19 protein-coding genes are annotated in these 19,164 nt (G+C 64.8%); 14 read left to right on the plus strand and 5 right to left on the minus strand.

The genetic code is table 11. The annotated features are described in order from the left end of the window. Nucleotides 1–68: 68 nt before the first annotated feature. The 4 genes from AC1DIO_RS09975 to AC1DIO_RS09990 all read left to right on the plus strand — a co-directional run bounded on the left by AC1DIO_RS09975 (nt 69) and on the right by AC1DIO_RS09990 (nt 3,509). Complete coding sequence (locus tag AC1DIO_RS09975) at nt 69–866, plus strand: zinc-ribbon domain-containing protein (RefSeq protein ID WP_441492205.1); 798 nt, start codon at nt 69–71, stop codon at nt 864–866. A gap of 153 nt (nt 867–1,019) precedes the next feature. Beyond that, complete coding sequence (gene hpt, locus AC1DIO_RS09980) at nt 1,020–1,580, plus strand: hypoxanthine phosphoribosyltransferase (RefSeq protein WP_069882402.1); 561 nt, start codon at nt 1,020–1,022, stop codon at nt 1,578–1,580. A 3-nt stretch (nt 1,581–1,583) separates the two neighbouring features. Beyond that, nucleotides 1,584–1,958 carry a response regulator gene (locus AC1DIO_RS09985; RefSeq protein WP_441505644.1) on the plus strand — a complete coding sequence of 125 codons (375 nt, stop codon included), beginning with the start codon at nt 1,584–1,586 and terminating at the stop codon, nt 1,956–1,958. Nucleotides 1,959–2,141: 183 nt separating this feature from the next. After that, nucleotides 2,142–3,509, plus strand: a complete 1,368-nt coding sequence (locus tag AC1DIO_RS09990) for an Nramp family divalent metal transporter (RefSeq protein ID WP_441492207.1) — start codon at nt 2,142–2,144, stop codon at nt 3,507–3,509. Between the two features lie 13 nt (nt 3,510–3,522). Here AC1DIO_RS09990 and AC1DIO_RS09995 read toward each other — a convergent pair whose 3' ends face one another. Beyond that, on the minus strand, nt 3,523–4,032 hold the full coding sequence (locus AC1DIO_RS09995) for a TspO/MBR family protein (RefSeq protein WP_441492208.1): 510 nt from the start codon (nt 4,030–4,032) through the stop codon (nt 3,523–3,525). A 115-nt stretch (nt 4,033–4,147) separates the two neighbouring features. Here AC1DIO_RS09995 and AC1DIO_RS10000 point away from each other — a divergent pair, with 115 nt between their 5' ends. Together AC1DIO_RS10000 and AC1DIO_RS10005 are read left to right on the plus strand one after the other, a co-directional pair. Further along, nucleotides 4,148–5,302, plus strand: coding sequence for a trans-sulfuration enzyme family protein (locus tag AC1DIO_RS10000; RefSeq protein ID WP_441492209.1), 1,155 nt, complete (start codon nt 4,148–4,150; stop codon nt 5,300–5,302). A 407-nt stretch (nt 5,303–5,709) separates the two neighbouring features. Then, complete coding sequence (locus AC1DIO_RS10005) at nt 5,710–7,014, plus strand: aminotransferase class V-fold PLP-dependent enzyme (RefSeq protein ID WP_441505645.1); 1,305 nt, start codon at nt 5,710–5,712, stop codon at nt 7,012–7,014. Nucleotides 7,015–7,139: 125 nt separating this feature from the next. Here the strand turns inward: AC1DIO_RS10005 and AC1DIO_RS10010 are convergent, their stop codons facing one another. Next, nucleotides 7,140–8,762: a peptide chain release factor 3 gene (locus AC1DIO_RS10010; protein WP_441505646.1), complete on the minus strand. Its 1,623-nt coding sequence runs from the start codon at nt 8,760–8,762 to the stop codon at nt 7,140–7,142. Between the two features lie 174 nt (nt 8,763–8,936). Between AC1DIO_RS10010 and AC1DIO_RS10015 the strand changes: the two genes are divergently transcribed. Continuing rightward, nucleotides 8,937–10,619: a methyl-accepting chemotaxis protein gene (locus AC1DIO_RS10015; RefSeq protein ID WP_441505647.1), complete on the plus strand. Its 1,683-nt coding sequence runs from the start codon at nt 8,937–8,939 to the stop codon at nt 10,617–10,619. 7 nt (nt 10,620–10,626) lie between these two features. On the opposite strand, the gene AC1DIO_RS10020 is transcribed toward AC1DIO_RS10015, so the two are convergent. The 3 genes from AC1DIO_RS10020 to AC1DIO_RS10030 form a co-directional block, all read right to left on the minus strand. Then, nucleotides 10,627–11,388, minus strand: coding sequence for an ABC transporter permease (locus AC1DIO_RS10020; protein WP_476853402.1), 762 nt, complete (start codon nt 11,386–11,388; stop codon nt 10,627–10,629). Between the two features lie 8 nt (nt 11,389–11,396). Then, a complete protein-coding gene (locus AC1DIO_RS10025) occupies nt 11,397–12,320 on the minus strand; it encodes an ABC transporter ATP-binding protein (RefSeq protein WP_441505811.1) in 924 nt (307 codons plus the stop codon). A 326-nt stretch (nt 12,321–12,646) separates the two neighbouring features. Further along, nucleotides 12,647–13,273: a hypothetical protein gene (locus tag AC1DIO_RS10030; RefSeq protein WP_441505648.1), complete on the minus strand. Its 627-nt coding sequence runs from the start codon at nt 13,271–13,273 to the stop codon at nt 12,647–12,649. 166 nt (nt 13,274–13,439) lie between these two features. Here AC1DIO_RS10030 and AC1DIO_RS10035 point away from each other — a divergent pair, with 166 nt between their 5' ends. The 7 genes from AC1DIO_RS10035 (at nt 13,440) to AC1DIO_RS10065 (ending at nt 19,160) form a co-directional block, all read left to right on the plus strand. Then, a complete protein-coding gene (locus tag AC1DIO_RS10035) occupies nt 13,440–14,729 on the plus strand; it encodes a DUF3422 family protein (protein ID WP_441505649.1) in 1,290 nt (429 codons plus the stop codon). Between the two features lie 112 nt (nt 14,730–14,841). Beyond that, the gene (locus AC1DIO_RS10040) at nt 14,842–15,459 is read left to right on the plus strand and encodes a glutathione S-transferase family protein (RefSeq protein WP_441493225.1); all 618 of its coding nucleotides are present in this window, start codon (nt 14,842–14,844) and stop codon (nt 15,457–15,459) included. A gap of 217 nt (nt 15,460–15,676) precedes the next feature. Continuing rightward, nucleotides 15,677–16,045 carry a DMT family transporter gene (locus AC1DIO_RS10045; RefSeq protein WP_441505650.1) on the plus strand — a complete coding sequence of 123 codons (369 nt, stop codon included), beginning with the start codon at nt 15,677–15,679 and terminating at the stop codon, nt 16,043–16,045. A 3-nt stretch (nt 16,046–16,048) separates the two neighbouring features. Beyond that, nucleotides 16,049–16,189, plus strand: coding sequence for a hypothetical protein (locus AC1DIO_RS10050; RefSeq protein WP_441505651.1), 141 nt, complete (start codon nt 16,049–16,051; stop codon nt 16,187–16,189). 34 nt (nt 16,190–16,223) lie between these two features. Continuing rightward, nucleotides 16,224–17,216, plus strand: a complete 993-nt coding sequence (locus AC1DIO_RS10055) for an NAD-dependent epimerase/dehydratase family protein (RefSeq protein ID WP_441505652.1) — start codon at nt 16,224–16,226, stop codon at nt 17,214–17,216. Beyond that, a complete protein-coding gene (locus AC1DIO_RS10060) occupies nt 17,213–18,652 on the plus strand; it encodes an aspartate aminotransferase family protein (RefSeq protein ID WP_476853370.1) in 1,440 nt (479 codons plus the stop codon). Before AC1DIO_RS10055 ends, AC1DIO_RS10060 begins: the two co-directional genes overlap by 4 nt. A 127-nt stretch (nt 18,653–18,779) precedes the next feature. Then, on the plus strand, nt 18,780–19,160 hold the full coding sequence (locus AC1DIO_RS10065) for a VOC family protein (RefSeq protein WP_441505654.1): 381 nt from the start codon (nt 18,780–18,782) through the stop codon (nt 19,158–19,160). Nucleotides 19,161–19,164: the final 4 nt, after the last annotated feature.

Raw genomic sequence — 19,164 nt, forward strand, 5'->3', positions numbered from 1 at the left:
GAAGAAATCTGCAGCGGCACCTGAGCCGCGCGTACCGGTGCCATTGCGAAAGAGTCATTCGCCAAACCATGCTGATCGTCTGCCCGTCCTGCTCCAGCCAATATGAACTCGATGCGGCCAAACTTGGCCCGTCCGGGCGCAAGGTGCGTTGCGCCAAATGCGAGACGCGCTGGCATGTCGAGGCGGAGCCCCAGCCGGTCACATTTCCCGATGCGCCGAGCAGCGAGGAAACGACCGCGCTGCTCGACGAAGAGCTGCGCCGCGCTGCCGAGATCGAGGAACAGGTGTCCGCACTCACAGCCGAGCGCGCGGCCCTGGCCGAAGGCGATGAACCAAGCCGCCCTGGAGCCAGGCCGCGCGGTCGCCGTTCTGCGCGCACAGGTCGAAAGGCCGCCCCCGTGCCGCTGGGCACCCGGATGCGAGCCATGGCTGCGCCGGCGCTCGCGATCGGCGGTCTCGCCGTGCTCGGGCTGCTTGTCTGGAAACGGGACGTGGCGGTCCGTGGCGCTCCCCAGCTCGCTGTCGTCTTCGAGAAGATCGGCCTGCCGGTGAACGTGCGCGGCCTCAGCCTGACGGGCATCGAGAGCGGGGTCGTGCAGGACGCGCAAGGCCGCTTCCTGGTGGTCGAGGGCGATGTCACCAACATCACCAAGACCGTCGCCAAAGTGCCGCAAATCGAGGTCGCCGTGCGCGATTCGGCTGGCCAGACCCTCTATACCTGGGCAACGGAGCCGCCGCGCCCGACCCTGGAACCCTCCGAGCTCATCCGTTTCCGAGCCCGGCTCGCGGCCCCGCCGGAGGCCGGGCAATCCGTGCTGGTGCGCTTTACCGCCGCCAAGTCGGCCGGGATCGCCAGCGCACGCTGATCAGACAACGGTCGAGGTTGCCCGCGCCTTCACCTCGCCGCACTATCCCGCTGCAAGCGATCGTATAAACCTGCGATTGGAACCAGACTGCGCAGCGTGCTGCGCCAAACGGGCGGCCGGCATCCGGCGAGACCCGAAAGGACACTGACGACGATGACTCAGCCCCTACGCATCCGGGTGCTCTACGAAGAGGCCGCGATCGCCAAGCGGAACGAGGAAATGGCACGCGAGATCGCTGCCGCCTACCCGCCCGACCTGCTGGTCGTCGCAGTGCTCAAAGGCAGTTTCATGTTCGTCGCCGACCTCATCCGGGCCATGCATCGCGCCGGCATGACGCCGCAGGTCGAATTCGTCCATCTCTCGAGCTATCGCGCTGCGACCATTTCCTCCGGGCAGGTCGAAATCCTGCGCGACGTGCAGAGCGACGTTCGTGGCCGTCAGGTGCTGCTGGTCGACGACATCCTCGAATCCGGCCGAACCCTCGCCTTCGCCAAGGACCTGCTGGCCGCCCGTGGCGCATCGCGCGTTTCCACAGCGGTGCTCCTGGAAAAGCCGGCCAAGCGCGCCGTCAACATCCAGGCCGATTATGTCGGCTTCGACTGTCCCGATTACTTCGTTGTCGGCTACGGCATGGATGTCGCACATTCCTATCGACAGCTGCCCTATGTCGGCGTCATCGAGACTGCCGATCAGGCCGGCCTTCCAGGTATCTGAACGATGTCACGTATTCTGGTCGTCGACGATGAGGAAAGCCTGCGCGCCCTGGTGGCGCGCGGTCTCACGCTTGACGGACATGTCTGCATGATGGCGGGCGACGGCGCCGAAGCGCTGGAGATTCTCATGGCCGAGAAGGGGCGTTTCGACCTCCTGCTCACCGATATCCGCATGCCGCTGATGGACGGGATCGCGCTCGCGCTCGCCGCCAAACAGGAGTTTCCGGACCTGCCCATCATGCTGATGACGGGCTATGCCGAGCAGCGTGAGCGCGCCAAGAGCCTGGAGGCAATCGTCTCGGAAGTGATGACGAAGCCCTTCACCATCGCCGAATTGCGCACCACGGTCATGCGCGTGATCGAACGCTCGATCGGCTGAACATCGCGCTTATACCGGTATCACGCGCTCCAGGCGATTCATCGGGCCGGAGAATGCCGACCTTTGGCGACAGCCGCAGACTTTCGTCGCGGCATTTATTGCAACCGAGTTGCAGCTGCATTGACGGGTTTTGCTCGACCTGTCATCCTGCTCTTGCAAATGAATTGCAGGTCGGGGTCGAGCATGACGATCGATGTCGTGAGCACGTCGAAGGATGTCGCGGACGCGGCACACCCCGCCGGGTGGCAACGGCCGCGGGGTGATCCGTCGCTGCTGGACGTCTTTCGATCGATCCCGGTTTCGGCCAAGGCCACTCCCTGGCGCAAGTTCCTCACATTTCTCGGGCCGGGCTATCTGGTGGCCGTCGGCTACATGGACCCTGGCAACTGGGCGACCTCGCTCGCGGGCGGCGCGCAGTTCGGCTACGCGCTGCTGGTCGTCGCACTCGTCTCCAATATCATGGCGATCATCCTGCAGTCGCTTTGCGCGCGGCTGGCGGTCGCGACAGGCAGGGACCTTGCGCAGGCCTGCCGTGATGCCTATCCGCGCTGGGTTTCGTGGCCGCTCTGGATCTTTGCGGAACTGGCGATCTGCGCGACCGACCTCGCCGAGGTCATCGGCACGGCAATCGGCCTCAATCTGCTCTTCGGAATTCCGCTCGAAATCGGCGTATTGATCACCGCGCTCGATGTCTTCGTCATCCTCTGGCTGCAGACCAAGGGTTTTCGCTGGATCGAAGCCTTCATCATCACGCTGCTGGGCGTCATCGCCGTCTGTTTCGCCGTCCAGATCGCACTCGCCGATCCGGACTGGGGCCAGGTCATTCGCGGCTTTGCCCCGACGACCGACATCGTCACCAATCCCAACATGCTCTACCTCGCGCTCGGCATCATTGGCGCGACGGTGATGCCGCATAACCTCTATCTGCATTCCGGCATCGTGCAGACCCGCGCCTATGGCGGCAGCCTGCCGGAGAAGCGCGAGGCGCTGAAATACGCGACACTGGATTCGACCGTCGCCTTGATGTTCGCACTGACTATCAACGCAGCGATCCTGATCCTCGCCGCCGCGACCTTCTACAAGACCGGTCAGAACACCGTCTCCGAACTCGGGCGCGCGCATGAACTGCTCGCCCCGCTGCTCGGCGCCTCGATCGCGCCATCGCTTTTCGCCATCGCGCTGCTCTGCTGCGGCCTGAACTCGACGGTGACCGCGACCATGGCGGGACAGATCGTCATGGAAGGCTTCATCGACATCAAGCTGCCGGCATGGCTGCGCCGCCTGGTCACGCGCCTGGTCGCCATCATCCCTGCCATCGTCGTGACGATCGTCTATGGCGAAGCGCAGACCGGCAAGCTGCTCATCCTCTCGCAGGTGATCCTGAGCTTCCAGCTGCCCTTCGCCATCGTGCCGCTCGTCATGTTCACGGCGTCGCGCAAGAAGATGGGCGAACTGGTCTCGCCGCGCTGGCTGACGGCGAGCGCCTTCGTCATCGCAGCGATCATCATCGCCCTGAACGTCAAGCTGATCTTCGACGTCGCCTTCGGCTGAACCGAGCGGACATCTACCGGTTCAGCCACCAGATCGAGATTGTCAGCACGGTCGCGAAGGACACCCAGGCGGCATAGGGCCAGAACAGGTTCGCCGCGAGACGATCGAGCGGAGCGAAGCGCTTGATCGTGATCAGGATCATCGCCAGCAGCGGCAGGATCACCAGGATCCCGGCGAGCGGACTCTGCATTCCGAAGAATCCGAATGACCACAGCACGTTCAGCAGAAGCTGGACATGATAGGCGATCAGCGCCCCGGACTTGCCGGGCGTCTCTGCCGGCAGTCGGAGGATGCGGTAGACGCTCAACGCCATGATCGCAAACAGCGCCGTCCAGACCGGCGCGAACAGCCAGTTCGGCGGGTTGAATGGCGGCTTGGCAAGCGTCGCATACCAGCCTGGGATTTGCGGAACGGTGGCCGCGCTGCCCAGCAGCGAGGCGGCGACCACCGGGACGATCGCAATCAGCAGATCGACCCAGATCGGCCTCGGCGAAGATCCGGCCTTGCTCGACAAAGTGCTCATGCCCCCAGCATGGGGTGCGTCTGCGGCATCGGCAAGCCGAGACCCTTGCGCCAACCCCCATGCCTGCGCCAGATGGACATTCCCGTTCCTCATGGAACCTTTCCGGAATCGCTCCATGACCAAGCGCCCGCTTCATCCCCGTTCGCTGGCCGCCCAGGCCATGGGCAAGATCGATCAGCTCACCAAGGGCGTCGTGACGCCGATCCATATCGCCACGACCTATATCCGCGACGAGGACAACGGCTACTCCTCCGGCTTCGTCTATGGACGCCCGGACAACGAGACGGTGCGCGAGGCGGAAACCGTGCTCGCGATGCTGGAAGAGGCGAAGGCGGGGGCATTGCTCTTCAGCTCAGGCATGGCGGCCGCCACGGCTGTCTTCCAGGCGCTCTCGCCGGGGGATCATGTCGTCGCCTCGAAGGTGATGTACTGGGCGCTTCGCTCCTGGCTGCTGACCGAGGCCACGCGCTGGGGCCTGAAGATCGAATTCGTCGAGACAGATGATCTCAACGCGCTGAAGGCCGCCGTAAAGCCAGGCGTCACCAAGCTGGTCTGGGCCGAGACGCCCTCGAACCCGCTCTGGACCATCACCGACATCGCCGGCGCCGCCGAGATCGCCCATGCGGCCGGTGCGAAGCTTGCGGTCGATTCGACCTGCGCGTCCCCGGTCCATACCCGGCCGCTTACGCTCGGTGCCGACATCGTCATGCACGCTGCCACCAAGGTGCTGAACGGCCATTCCGACGTCGTCGCCGGCGCCCTCTGCGCCCGCGAGGATGACGCCTTCTGGAACCGCGTGAAAACAGTCCGCAAGATGCAGGGCGGCGTTCTCGGCCCCTTCGAGGCCTATCTGCTGATGCGCGGCATGCGCACCCTTCACGTCCGCCAGGAACGCCAGACGGCCTCCGCCATGACGCTCGCCCAGAAGCTCTCCGCCCACCCGCTGGTGGCCCGCGTGCTCTATCCCGGCCTGCCACAGCATCCGGGCCATGACATCGCGGCGCGCCAGATGCAGAACGGCTTCGGCTATATGCTGTCGATCCAGGTCACCGGCGGCGAGAGGGCGGCGATCAAGGCGGCGGCGCATGTCGAGCTCTACAAGCGCGCCACCTCGCTGGGCGGCGTCGAGAGCCTGATCGAGCATCGCGCCTCGATCGAGGGCGCAGGCTCGCCCTGCCCGGTCGATCTACTGCGCCTCTCGACCGGCATCGAAGATGTCGAGGACCTCTACAACGACCTCGACCAGGCGCTGAAGGCCGGGCACGCCTAGCGCAGGGTCGCCCGTGCCATAGCCAGCAGGCGCACGTGCCCCCCTTTTCCACCGCCTTTGACCGGCAGCGGAAAGGGTCCCGAATTGCCGGTCGTTCCAGCAGCTTCAGGGCTGGAACAGGCCGCAGCCGTGGGAACGCATGCCGTCGCCCTGAATGGTGTCGTGGCTGCGCGCGCTTGCAGCGCACGAAGGGCATGGCCCGCCTCTTCCTCGGGCGTCCTGAAGCCATGGGAGCCAATCTCTGGGCCGTGTTCGGGTGCGGCCGCGAAACCTGAGCGCGCTGGTAGCCCGACCCGGTGCTTCCGAGCCCGCTGGGGGACAAGGCCCACGATCAATCCGGTGGATCGTCACAGGTCTGCAACAGCCCATCGTTAGCTCTGCGCGGCATCAGCGAGGAGATGACGCTCATGACCGGCCAAGCCTTCGAAACGAATCGCCGCACGCTTCTGCTCGGCCTTGGCGCCGCAGCGCTGATACCGCAGCCGATGCCTGCCGCCGCGCGCAGCCTGCCGGCATTTCCGACCGTCAATCCCGGCACGGACACGAGCTACTGGAACATCGTGCGCGGCCTCTACAGCGTCACGCCCGACATGGTGAATCTCGAGAACGGCTATTGGGGCATCATGGCCGAGCCGGTGAAGGCCGAGTACAAGCGCCTGACCGACTTCGTGAACTTCGAGAACACGGTCTATGCCCGCAGCAGGATCGGCGCCGATCTCGACAATGTCCGCACCCCACTCGCCGCATTCCTCGGCGTTGCGCGCGAGGAGATCGCGCTGACGCGGGGCGCAACCGAGGCGCTGCAGGCGCTGATCTCCGGCTACAACAAGCTCAAGCCCGGCGACACCGTGCTCTATGCCGATCTCGACTACGATTCGATGCAGTATGCGATGAACTGGCTGAAGGCTCGGCGCGGTGTCGATGTCGTCAGGTTCGACATCCCGGAGCCCGCCACGCGCCAGGCCGTGCTCGACGCCTATGACGCAGCGCTCAAGGCCAATCCCAGGACGAAGCTTCTCCTGCTGACCCATATCAGCCATCGCACCGGGCTGATGATGCCGGTCAAGGAACTGGCCGCGATGGCCAAGGCGCGCGGTGCCGATGTCATCCTCGACGCGGCCCATAGCTGGGGCCAGGTTGCCTTTCAGGCCCGGGATCTCGGCGTCGATTTCATCGGCTTCAACCTGCACAAATGGATCGGCGCGCCGCTCGGTGTCGGCCTGCTCTACATTGCTAAGGACCGGCTCGACGATATCGACCCCTATATGGCCGACGAGGATTTCAAGGCCGACGATGTCCGCTCGCGGATCCATACCGGCACGCCGAACTTCGCAGCGCAGCTCGCGGTCCCTGCCGCACTCGCCCTGCATCAGGAGATCGGCCCGGAGGCCAAGGAGGCGCGCTACCGCCACCTGCGCAATCACTGGGTCGCCAAGGCACGCGAACTCAAGGGCGTCGAGATCCAGACCCCGGACGATCCCGGCATGGTGGCCGGCATCACCTCGTTCGCCCTGGCCGGCAAGCGCAGCCCTGCGGAGACCAATGCGATCGTTGCGGAGCTGCGCGACAAGCACAAGGTGATGACCGTTCGCCGCGGCGGCGTCGCCAAGGGCAACACGATCCGGATCTCGCCGGCCCCCTACATCATGGAGGCGGATCTCGATCGCTTCGTCGAGGCCCTGGCGATCGTCTCCGGCAATCGCGCGGGATAAGCCAGCTCGTCGGCCCGCGCGAGCGCAGAGCTCGGCCGCGCCACATCCTCAAGAGGCAACAACGGGGATGAGGCGCGTCGCCGATCCCCGTCCTGTCTTCTCCCTCTCCTCGGAGAGGGAGAATCTCAGGCCTTCGCGACCTTCTGATAGTCCTTGACGTCGGAGAAGGTGATCTCCGGGACGCGCTCCGCATCGTATTTCAGCGTGAACTGGGACGAGGCCATGAAGACCGGGTCGCCGTCGAGATCGTCCGCCATCGAAGACGGCTTCAGCGCGACGAATTTTGCGAGCGCCGCCTGATCGGCCGAGGAGACCCAGCGCGCGATCGCGAACTGGCACGGCTCGAAATCGACGGGCAGCGAATACTCGACATCCATGCGCTCCTTCAGCACGTCGAGCTGCAATGCGCCGACCACGCCGACGATCGCCGGCGCGCCGTCATGCGGCAGGAAGAGCTGGACGACCCCCTCCTCCGCCATTTGCTGCAGGGCCTCGCGCAGCTTCTTCGCCTTCATCGCGTCCTTGAGCTTGACGCGGCGCAGGATTTCCGGCGCGAAGCTCGGCACGCCCTTGAAGACGATGTCCTCGCCCTCGGTGAGCGTATCGCCGATGCGCAAGGTACCGTGGTTCGGCAAGCCGACGATGTCGCCGGCAAAGGCCTCTTCGGCAATCGAGCGGTCTCGCGCAAAGAAGAACTGCGGCGCGTTCAGCGGCATCGGCTTGCCGGTGCGAACCAGCTTCGCCTTCATGCCGCGCGAAAGCTTGCCCGAGCAGACGCGCATGAAGGCGATGCGGTCGCGATGGTTCGGATCCATGTTCGCCTGGATCTTGAAGACGAAGCCGGTCATCTTCGGCTCTTCCGCCTCGACCGCGCGTTTGTCCGCGACCTGGGCGCGTGGGCTCGGAGCGTGCCGGCCGAGCGCGTCGATCAGGTCGCGCACACCATAGTCACGCAGCGCCGCGCCGAAATAGACCGGCGTCAGATGGCCCTCGCGAAAGGACTCCAGGTCGAACGGCTTCAGGCCCTCGCGCGCCAGGAAAACCTCCTCCCGCCAGGTCTCGGCAAGGCCGTTCGGCAGGAGCTCGTCGAAGAGCGGATCGTCCTCGCCCGCAACGGGGGTTCCCGCGTCGCTCTCGTCGCCCTTCTGGTTGCGACGGAAGGTATTCGAGGCGAAATCGAGTGTCCCGACGAAGTCGCGCCCGCGCCCGACCGGCCAGGTCATCGGCGCGACGTCGAGCGCCAGCGTCGTCTCGATCTCGTTGATCAGGTCGAAAGGATCGCGCGTCTCGCGATCGACCTTGTTGATGAAGGTCACGATCGGGATGTCGCGCAACCGGCAGACCTCGAACAGCTTCTTGGTCCGCGCCTCGATACCCTTGGCGGCGTCGATCACCATCACCGCGGAGTCGACCGCCGTCAGCGTGCGATAGGTGTCTTCCGAGAAGTCCTCGTGGCCCGGCGTGTCGAGCAGATTGAAGACGTGCCCGCCATACTCGAAGGTCATCACCGAGGTGACGACCGAGATGCCGCGCTGACGCTCGATCTTCATCCAGTCGGATGATGTCTGGCGGCGGCCCGCCTTGGCGCGCACTTCGCCCGCGAGCTGAATCGCGCCGCCGAAATAGAGCAGCTTCTCGGTCAGCGTCGTCTTGCCGGCGTCCGGGTGCGAGATGATGGCGAAGGTACGCCGGCGCGCATGCGGCGCGACGGCGGTCGCCGGGGCATCAAGGATGGAAATATCGGTCATGCCGGTGTGAAGACAGGAAGGGCGCCCGCTGTCAATGATCCGCAACGCGACTTCGACGTCAGCCGCGCCACCTGATGGGCCCGCAGATCACCATGGATTAACCATTCGCAGCCATCATCCGGCGCCGCGATCACATCTGCGCCAGCTGCGGCCGGCGCTTCAACCCACGAGCGGATGGCGTCCCTGCGCAAGATTTCCAGCCAGATCTTCGGAGCCGTCCTGCTTCTCGCCGTCACTGCCGCCCTGGCAACCATCCTCGGGGTCCAGGCGCTTGGCCGCTACGCGGCGATGACGGACGAGATGCAGCTCGCATCGCGCCGCGTGTTGATGGCCGAACGGATCAACGGGTTGGTCAACGCCGTCGTGATGGAAACGCGCGGGCTCTATATGAGCCGCGATTCCGCCGATGCCGAGCGCTTCGCCCAGCCACTCCTGGATGATCTTGCCCAGATCCATGAGGTCATGGACGATTGGCGCCCTCTCGTTCAGGCAGAGGACGGCGCAGCCTTTGCCGCTGTCTCCGACCAGATCGAGCAATTCATCCGCTTCCGGCGGGAGACGGTTCGGCTCGCACGCATCGAGGGCCCCTCCGCAGCAAACAGGCACGGCAACAACGAGGTCAACCGGGCGAACCGCAAGGCACTGAACGAAGCGTTGAAACACATCGCGGTTCTCAACGACGTCAACAGCCGCATCATCGATTCCCGCCTCGACGCGCTGCAGGACAGCAGCGCGAGGCGGCAGACGCTGATCGGCGCTCTGATGATCGCGGCCGGTCTCGCTCTCGCGCTCTGGATCGTGCATCGGCGCGTTTCACAGCCGCTCAGGCGGTTGGCGGCAACGATGCGCCGCTTGGCACAGTCGGAACCGGTCGCCGAAATTCCTCTGTCKGCACGCCCGGACGAGATCGGCGATATGGCCCGCTCGGTCGTCGTCTTTCGCGACAACGCCATGGCGCGCGCCGAGCTCGAAGGCACCGCCCGGGTGACCGAGACCGCCCGTGCCGAGCGTCAGATCAGGATTGACACGCTCATCCGCAGCTTCGATGCCAGGATCGACGCCGTGCTGAAGACGGTGAGATCCGGTTCGAGCCAGATGGAGAGCACGGCCCGGACGTTGAACGATGCAGCGACAGCGGCAACCTCGCAGGCCGAAGACGCTCGCGCTGCCTGCCTTGATGCCGCCGACAGCGTTCGGAATGTTGCCGCGGCTTCGGAACAGCTCTCCGGCTCGATCGCCGAGATCACGGGGCGGGTCGCCAAGGCCAATGGCGTCGTCGGCAATGCCGCGCGCGATGCCACCAGCGCGAGCGCGAATGTCGCCAACCTGACCTATGCCGCCGAAGAGATCGGCAAGATCGTCTCGATGATCCGCGACATCGCTGCCCAGACCAATCTCCTCGCCCTCAACGCCTCGATCGAGGCTGCACGTGCCGGCGAGGCCGGGCGCGGCTTCAGCATCGTCGCTGGCGAGGTGAAGACCCTGGCGAGCCGAACGTCCCAAGCGACGGATGAGATCGCCGCCCAGATCGCGGCCTTCGAAACCGAGACACGCGGCGCAGTCGCCGCAATCGAAGCGATCGCGGCGGTGATGGCCGAAGTGGCCCAGCACACCGTGGCGATTGCAGGGGCGACTGAGCAGCAGATGCAGGCAACGGCGCAGATCGCCCGCAATGCGCAGGCAACGTCGGATGGCACCGTCCGCGTCTCGCGCAAGATGGAGGGGGTCACCGCCGCATCCGAGGAGACCATGCTTTCGGCAAGTCAGGTTCTGAAGACAGCCGAAAGCCTGAGTCGTGAGGCGGAGACTCTGCGGGGTGCCGTCGAGACCTTCTTCTCTGACGTCAAGGCGGCCTGAGGCCGGCTCAGGTCTTCAGGCGATATCCGGTCCGGAAGATCCAGCCGACAGTCGCAATGCAGGCGGCGAGGAAGACCAGCGTCATTCCCAGGCTGACGACGATGCCGACCTCGGAAACGCCGAAGAAGCTCCAGYGGAAACCGCTGATCAGGTAGACGACCGGGTTGAACAGCGCCACCGTCCGCCAGAATCCCGGCAGCATGTCGATCGAGTAGAACGACCCGCCGAGGAAGGTCAGTGGCGTCACCACGAGCAGCGGGATCACCTGCAGTTTCTCGAAACCGTCGGCCCAGATGCCGATGATGAAACCGAACAGGCTGAAGGTCATCGCGGTCAGGAACAGGAAAAGCAGCATCCAGACCGGATGCTCGACCCTGAGCGGCACGAAGGCCGTCGCCGTCAGCAGGATGATCAGGCCGAGAAAGATCGATTTCGTGGCCGCCGCGCCGACATAGGCGATGACCGCCTCCCACCATGCCACGGGCGCCGAGAGCAGTTCGTAGATCGTGCCGGTGAATTTCGGAAAATAGATCGCGAAGGAGGCGTTGGCGATGCTCTGCGTCAGCAGCGAGAGCATGATCAGGCCAGGCACGATGAAGGAGCCATAAGCGACGCCGTCGATCGCCTGCATGCGCGAACCGATCGCGGCACCGAAGACGATGAAATAGAGCGAGGTCGAGATCACCGGCGAGACGATGCTCTGCAGTGGCGTACGCCAGGTGCGCGCCATCTCGAAGCGATAGATCGCGCGCATCGCGTGGAGATTGATAGCCATGATCAGTGCCGCTCCCTCACCAGGCTCACGAAGATGTCTTCCAGCGAGCTCTGGCTGGTGCGCAGATCCCTGAAGCGGATGCCTGCGGTCGCGAGATCCTGCAGGAGCGCGGTGATGCCGGTCCGCTCCGCCTTGGTGTCATAGGTATAGACCAGTTCCTCCCCCTCGGCCGCGAGCGCCAGATCATAGGCTGCAAGCCCCACCGGCAACGCGGCAAGCGGCTCCTGCAGGGAGAGCGAAAGCTGCTTCTTGCCGAGCTTGCGCATCAGCTCGGCCTTGTCCTCGACCAGGATGATCTCGCCCTTGCTGATCACGCCGATCCGGTCGGCCATCTCCTCGGCCTCCTCGATGTAATGCGTGGTCAGGATGATGGTGACGCCGTCGTCCCTGAGGCGCCGGACGAGCTTCCACATGTCCTGGCGGAGCTCGACATCGACGCCGGCCGTCGGCTCGTCGAGGAACAGGATCTGGGGTTCATGCGCCAGCGCCTTGGCGATCAGCACACGCCGCTTCATACCGCCCGAGAGCGTCATGATCCGGTTGTCGCGCTTGTCCCAGAGCGAGAGATCCTTGAGCACGCGCTCGACATGGGCCGGGTTCCGCGGCAGGCCGAACAGCCCCCGGCTGAAGCTGACCGTCGCCGAGACGGTCTCAAAGGCGTCCGTGGTCAGCTCCTGCGGCACCAGCCCGATGCGCGCGCGCGCGGCCCGATAGTCCTTGATGATGTCATGACCATCGGCGAGCACGCTGCCGGAGGTCGGGTTCACCAGTCCGCAGATGATGCTGATCAACGTCGTCTTGCCGGCACCGTTGGGTCCGAGCAGGGCGAAGATCTCGCCGCGGCGGATTTCCAGATCGACCGATTTCAGTGCGCTGAAGCCGGACGCGTAGGTCTTGGACAGGTTGGAAACGCGGATGATGGACATGGCCACGATATAGGGGAAGCGACGGAGGGATGCGACCGCGCCGCCATGCGCCGCGAGCACGTCAGCAGATCATATGACGACTGACTGATTTCGTCAGCAGTAAAATGCCAATGGCCGGGACAAGCCCGGCCATCCCCAATCCTCGCTGGCCCTTCGTCTCAGCGCATGAAGAACCAGAGCAGGATGATGACGGGAATCGGCACGCCAAGCAGCCAAAGTGCAATCGAACGCATTGGGACAGCCCCTTATGAATGATCGTGCTGGAGCAACGTCCTGAGGCTGCCCAAGGTTCCGGCCGCTCCCTCCTCGCTTCCTCGGGCGCAGCCTCACGAAAACAGCGTCGCGCTTCCATGCCAGAGCGGACGATAGCCATGCGCGAGGGCCGCGATGGTCGCAGGCGGCGTCAGTACCAGGACGGTCCCGGGCGCCCGCCGCCGTCGCTCGATATATCCGTTGGGAGACCAGAGCAGCGCGGCCTCACCGCGCAAGGCCAGCCACTCGCCGGCCCCAGCCTCGATCATGGTTCCGTCCGGCAATCGATCGGCCTGAAGCCGGTGCTTCTGCTTGGCTCGTCCGATCCGGCGCTCGCCATCCAGAATCCGGTCGATCTCGGGAAAGAGCGGCTCGGACATGAGGCCGAGGCCTCGGACCAGCGCCGCACGGTAGCCGAGCGCATCCGCCCGCCGGCACTCCATGCAGGGCCGGTGCCCGGCCGCAAGCGCCGTCACCTCGTCGCAAAAGAACAGCTCGGTGTAACCCTTGCCCCAGACCTGTCGCCGTCGCCCCTTGAAGGAGAGCACGCAACAGATCCACTGCCGCGTGGCGTGCGACCGGATCGGCGCGGCCTGCGTGTGCGGATCGTGAAACCGGCCGCCGCGATTGCCGAACACCAGGCCACGCGCAGGGTCGCGGGCGAGCGAGCCGTCGGGCCTTACACGGTTGGGCAGGGGCATGGCTGGCTCCTGGGTTCTCTCTTCAGAACTTGGCACATCATGCTGCCGGATCCTGTCGGCAGCATTCTTCCCTCCCTGCTTGCGGCACCATGCCCATCTGGCCGGGCACGCGACTTTGCGGCAGTCTTGCCTCTATCGGGAGCGGTCGAACGGGCGTCGGGGCGACATGATCGAGCACCAGAAGGGCGGCCTCGTACCGCACCCCGACCGCGAGGTCATTCTCGCCGAGGTCCACGCCCGCCCCTTCGCGCCGATCGAGACCCCGCGCCGCCTGCTGCATTTCGCCTTCCTGACCGATGCGGCTCAAGCGGCGGCAGACCGCGACGCCTTGGCTCGATTTTGTTCCGAGCGCGGTGTGACGCCCCTGGCCGAAGGCGCCAAGCATCACCGCGCCCGCCTCGCGGAGATTGGCCTGCGCTGGGAACAGCATAGCGAGTTCACGACCTATAGCTGGGAATTGCCATCGCCCGAACGCTCCGCCTTCGTTCCGACGGCAATCGATCTGCAGCATCCCATGCACGAGTTGCCGCAGCCCGGCCCGCACCTCGTCTCGATCGACCTCCATCTCCTGCCCGCGATCGGGGCTGGGGAGCTGGATGCGATCTTCGATCCTGCGAGCCTCGCCGCATCGCTCGTCGATAATGCAAGCGCCGTTGCGGCAACCGATTTCCGGGTCAGTGCCGGCGGGTTCGTCCGCATCCTCCTGCTTGACCGCGAACTGACATCGTCCCGTTCGGGGGCCCTGACCCAGAGGCTTCTGGAGATCGAAACCTATCGGACATTGGCTCTGCTCGGCCTGCCGGAGGCGCAGCGCATCGGCCCATCGGTGCGTGCCACGGAGGAAACGCTGGTGCGCATTGCCTCGACGATGACGGCGACGGAGGGCCTTGTCTCCGACAATGCGCTGCTCGACGAGATGACCGCGCTCGCCGCGCGTCTCGAATCCGAGGCGGCGTCCACGAACTATCGCTTCGGTGCGAGTCGCGCCTATGACAACATCGTCCAGCAGCGCCTGATCGCGATCGGCGAAACGCCGCATGCCGGCTGGCCGACGCTCGCAGCCTTCCTGTCCCGGCGGATGGCGCCGGCGATGCGCACCTGCCAGATGCTGCAGGAGCGCCAGACCGACCTGTCGCGCAAACTCGCGCGCGCCGCCAATCTGCTACGCACCCGCGTCGATGTCGCACTCGAGCAGCAGAACCGCGACCTGCTGGCGGCCATGAACGAGCGCACCCGCCTCCAGCTGCGGCTGCAGCAGACGGTCGAGGGCCTCTCGGTCGCGGCGATCGGCTATTACGTCGTCAGCCTCTTCGGTTACCTCGCCAAGGGCGCGAAGGATGCCGGCTTCCTGCCCATCGACGTCGGCATGGCGACAGCGCTCTTCGTACCCATCGCCCTCATCGGGGTCTGGGCGGCGGTCCGACGCATCCGGCGCGGGCATAGCGAAGAGAGCTGAGCACGGGCCGTGCCGGTCCTGACATCTACTGACATCAAGTACCGTCACAACTCCCGCCATCGCCGCGACGACGCACCCTATCGGGAGCGCCGTCCTCATGATGGAGAGAGCCATGCTGACCTTCTACCACGCCCCCCAATCGCGTTCCTTCGGCGTGCTCTGGCTCCTGGAAGAACTCGGGCAGCCCTACCGGATGGAGATGATCGATATTCGCGCCAAGAGCGGTGCCCCCGAGGACTACCGCGCCATCCAGCCGCACAAGAAGGTACCCGCCGTCATCCATGACGGTATCATCGTCACCGAGCGTGCCGCGATCTGCATCTACCTCGCCGACGCCTTCCCCCAGGCGGGTCTCGCGCCTGCGCTGAGTGATCCCGCGCGAGCCCCCTATCTGACGGCCCTCGTCTATACCGACGCAGTACTCGACCCGATCATCGCGACCAGGGCGACCAATATCGATTACGTCCCGCAGCATTTCTCCTTCGGGTCGCACGAGGACACCGTTGCCTATCTGGAGAAGCGCCTCGGCAATCAAGATTTCGCGGCCGGCGACCGCTTCACCGCCGCCGACACCCAGCTCGGCAGCGGCATCCATTTCGGCATGAACATTATCGGCGCGCTGCCGCGCCTGCCTGTCTTCGAGGCCTATCTCGCTCGCGTATTCTCGCGGCCGGCGTTGCAGCGCACCCTCGACAAGGATGGTGTCCTTGAAGAAGGGCAGGTCGCCTGAGCGCAGGTCTCGAGGATCGGTCGATCTTGCATGCCCCGGCGACCGCCATGCCCGCCAGAACCGGCGGGGAACAGGGCATGCGAGATCCGCGAGACTTGTCCCCAAGGCCTCAGCATCTTCTTAAGGTTACGGTTAGGTAAGGTCGCTGACGTAAGGCATTTGAAGTATTTTCAGCCGCATTCAGGGCCCGTCAAGAACGCGGACAAATGCTGCCCCGATGAATTCCTACATACCCCTGATTCTGTTTACCGTGCTGACCAACGCAGCCGCGCAACTGATGCTGAAACGGGGCATGACCGGCATCGGTAACCTCGATATCGCGAATGACGGACTGATCTGGACCGTATTTCGGGTCGTCTTCAACCCCTTCGTCTTCGCCGGCCTCTGCACCTTCGTGGTCAGCATGGCCTCGCATCTGATCGTATTGTCCAAGGTACAGATCAGTTACGCCTACCCGTTCCTGAGCCTCGCTTACGTCGTGGTCGCGGTCTACGCCTACTTCGTCTTCCAGGAAGACCTGAGCCCTGCCCGCATCGCCGGCATTGGCTTCATCGTCGTTGGCACCATCTTCATCGCACAGAGCTGAGTCATGATGGACCTGATCGCACGCTTCATTCTCCGCCTCGGCATCCTGTTCGAACCGCCCGAGAACAGACCCGCCTTGCGCCCGGTGCCCGTGCCCGTGCCGGTCCGTGACCGGCGCCCTCGCCTTCCCGACACGTCGCGCTGACGCATCTCATCATCGAACCAGCGGCAAACTCAGCATGAAACACATCATTATCGGCGGAGACGGCTTCGTCGGCTCGCATCTCGCGGCGGACCTCGCCGCCATGGGCGAGGAGGTGCTGGTCGCGGATATCCAGAAGAGCGCTCACGCCCATTACGCGGCGGTCCCCTTCCAGACGATCGACGTAACCAGAGCCGAGAGCGTGGAGAGCATCCCGCTCGGCCAGGATGATCTCGTCTACAATCTCTCGGCCAAGATGCTCTCGCCGATCGTGACCCGTCGGGAACGCCACGATTTCTTCTGGCCGGTGAACTATCACGGCACCGCCAACATCCTGAACTGGATGGAGAAGCGCGGCGCCAACAAGCTCGTCCACTTCACCACGGACATGATCTACGGCCACTCCATCACCGTGCCGCAGGACGAGACCCATCCGGCAAGACCCCTCGGCGAATATGGCGAGAGCAAGCTCGCCACCGAGACCCTGGCGCAGACCTATCGCGACAAGGGTTTTCGGATCCCGATCTTCCGGCCGCGCCTGATCATCGGCCCGGGCCGCCTCGGCATCCTCGTCAAGCTCTTCCGCCTGATCGACATGAACCTGCCGGTGCCGATGATCGGCGGCGGCGGCAATCCCTACCAGTTCATCTCGGTGTTCGACTGCGCCAGCGCCTGCACCGCAGCCTGGAAGGCCGACTTCCCCAACAGCGCCTATAATCTCGGCTCGGACGATCCGCCGCCGGTGAAGAAGCTGCTGGGCGACCTGATCAGGCATGCCGGCTCGAAATCGATCCTGCTGCCGACGCCTGCACCATTGGTCAAGTTCGCCTTGAACACGCTTGACGCGATCAATCTGCCGATCATGGACCCGGAACAGTACATGATCGCCGACGAGATCTGCATTCTCGACACCAGCAAGGCCAAGCGCGAGCTCGGCTGGACCCCGAAATACCGCGACGAGGACATGCTGCTCGCCGCCTATACCGAATATCGCAAGAGCAAGGGCGAGCAGAGGAGCAAGGCCGCATGAGCATGCCAGCTTTCAGGAACGACGATTCCCCAGCCCGCCCGAAGCTGATCAGCGTCGAGGAGGCCAAACAGCTCGACGCCGCACAGGTGAAGGAGCTCTTTGCCAACCACATCAACCCCGGACAGCTGCATTTCCTCAAGCTGCTCGGCTTCGACAAGATCATCGTCGATCGTGCCGAGGGCATGCATTACATCACCCGGGACGGACGCAAGATCCTCGATTTCTTCGGCGGGTTCTGCTCGGTCGCCTTCGGCCATAACCACCCGCGCATCATCGCCGCCCGGCAGAAGTTCCAGGACGAGAACCGCCACGAGATCTGCATGGCGTTCATGTCGCAATATGCGGCCGCCCTGGCCCGGAATCTCGCCACGATCTCGCCCGGCGATCTCGACATGGTCTTTCTCGGCTCGACCGGCTCGGAAGCCATGGAAGCTGCGCTGAAGGTCGCCGAGCAGGTTCAGGGCCCGGGCAAGTCGAAGATCCTGCATGCCGCGAATTCGTTCCACGGCAAGACCAAGGGCGTGCTCTCGGTCACGGATTCGACGCTCTACCAGTCCCAGTTCAAGCTCGTCGAAAACCGGGTCAAGGTGCCGTTCGGCAATATCGAGGCCGTGCGCCTAGCGCTCGAATCCGATCCGGCGATCGGCATCGTCGTGATGGAGACGATCCAGGGTGGCGGCGGCATCGTCGAAGCCCCCGAAGGCTTCTGGCGCGACTTGCGCGCGCTCTGCGACAAGCACGGCGTCCTCTGGATTGCCGACGAAGTGCAGTGCGGGCTCGGCCGCACCGGCCAGTTCTTCGCCTTCGAGCGTGACGGCGTCGTGCCCGACGTCACCGCACTCGCCAAGGCTCTCGGCGGCTCCAAGGCTGCGATGGGTGCGATGATCGCCCGGCGCGAACTCTACATGAAGGCCTATGGCAAGCCGAAAACCGCATTGATCCATGCCCAGGCCACCTTTGGGGGCATGGGCGAGGCCTGCGTCAGCGCGATCGAGGCCCTCAACGTGCTCTATGAGGAAGACCTCATGGGCAACGCCAAGCGCCAGGGCGACTACCTGATCGAGAGGCTGAACACCCTTCGCGCCAAGCACCCGACGCTGCTCAAGGAGATCCGCGGCCGTGGCCTGATGATCGGCGTCGAGTTCCAGGACATCAGCGAGGCCATGCCTTTCKGCGTCAAGCACATGGTCGCGCTGCTCGACGACAAGCTGAAGGGTTCGCTCTGCGGCTTTGTCGGCGCGCTGCTCCTGAAGGATTACGACGTGCTCGTCGCCTTCACCGAATACAACCGCAACGTCATCCGCCTCGAACCGCCGCTGATCGTGACGCGCGAGCAATGCGACCAGTTCATCGAGGCACTCGACGACCTGCTCTCGCGCGGCATCACGCGGATCGTCACCGATTATCTGCGCAAGGTTGCKACCGCKAAGAACTGAGCTCCCTGCCCAGGCAGCTTCCCCAGGGTCGGCATGCGCCGGCCCTTTTGCGTCGCAGCGCCTGCTKACAGAAATCCGTGGCCGCTCGTGCAGAACTCTCCCTTCCGCAGCATCAATCCGGTGAGCCATGTTGAGCCATCTCTCCTTCGGCGTGTCCGATCTCCCACGGGCGATTGCCTTCTATGATGCTGCACTGGCGCCGCTCGGCCTCGTGCGGGTCTGGACGGTTGCCGATGGAGCAGGCTACGGGCCGCCGAATGGCGGCGATCTCCTGGCGCTGAAGCTGCAGGCTGGCCCGGTCACTCCGCCGGGGCCGGGGTTCCACCTCGCTTTCGCGGCGGGGACGCGTCAGGCTGCCGACGATTTCCATCGGGCCGCGCTTGCGGCAGGCGGACGGGACAACGGCGCCCCCGGGTTGCGACCGCGCTATGCACCTGACTATTACGCCGCCTTCGTCATCGATCCGGAAGGCTATCGGCTTGAAGCCGTCACCCGGGCAACCGCCTGAACGA

The organism is Allobosea sp. 05T439 (assembly GCF_056396005.1).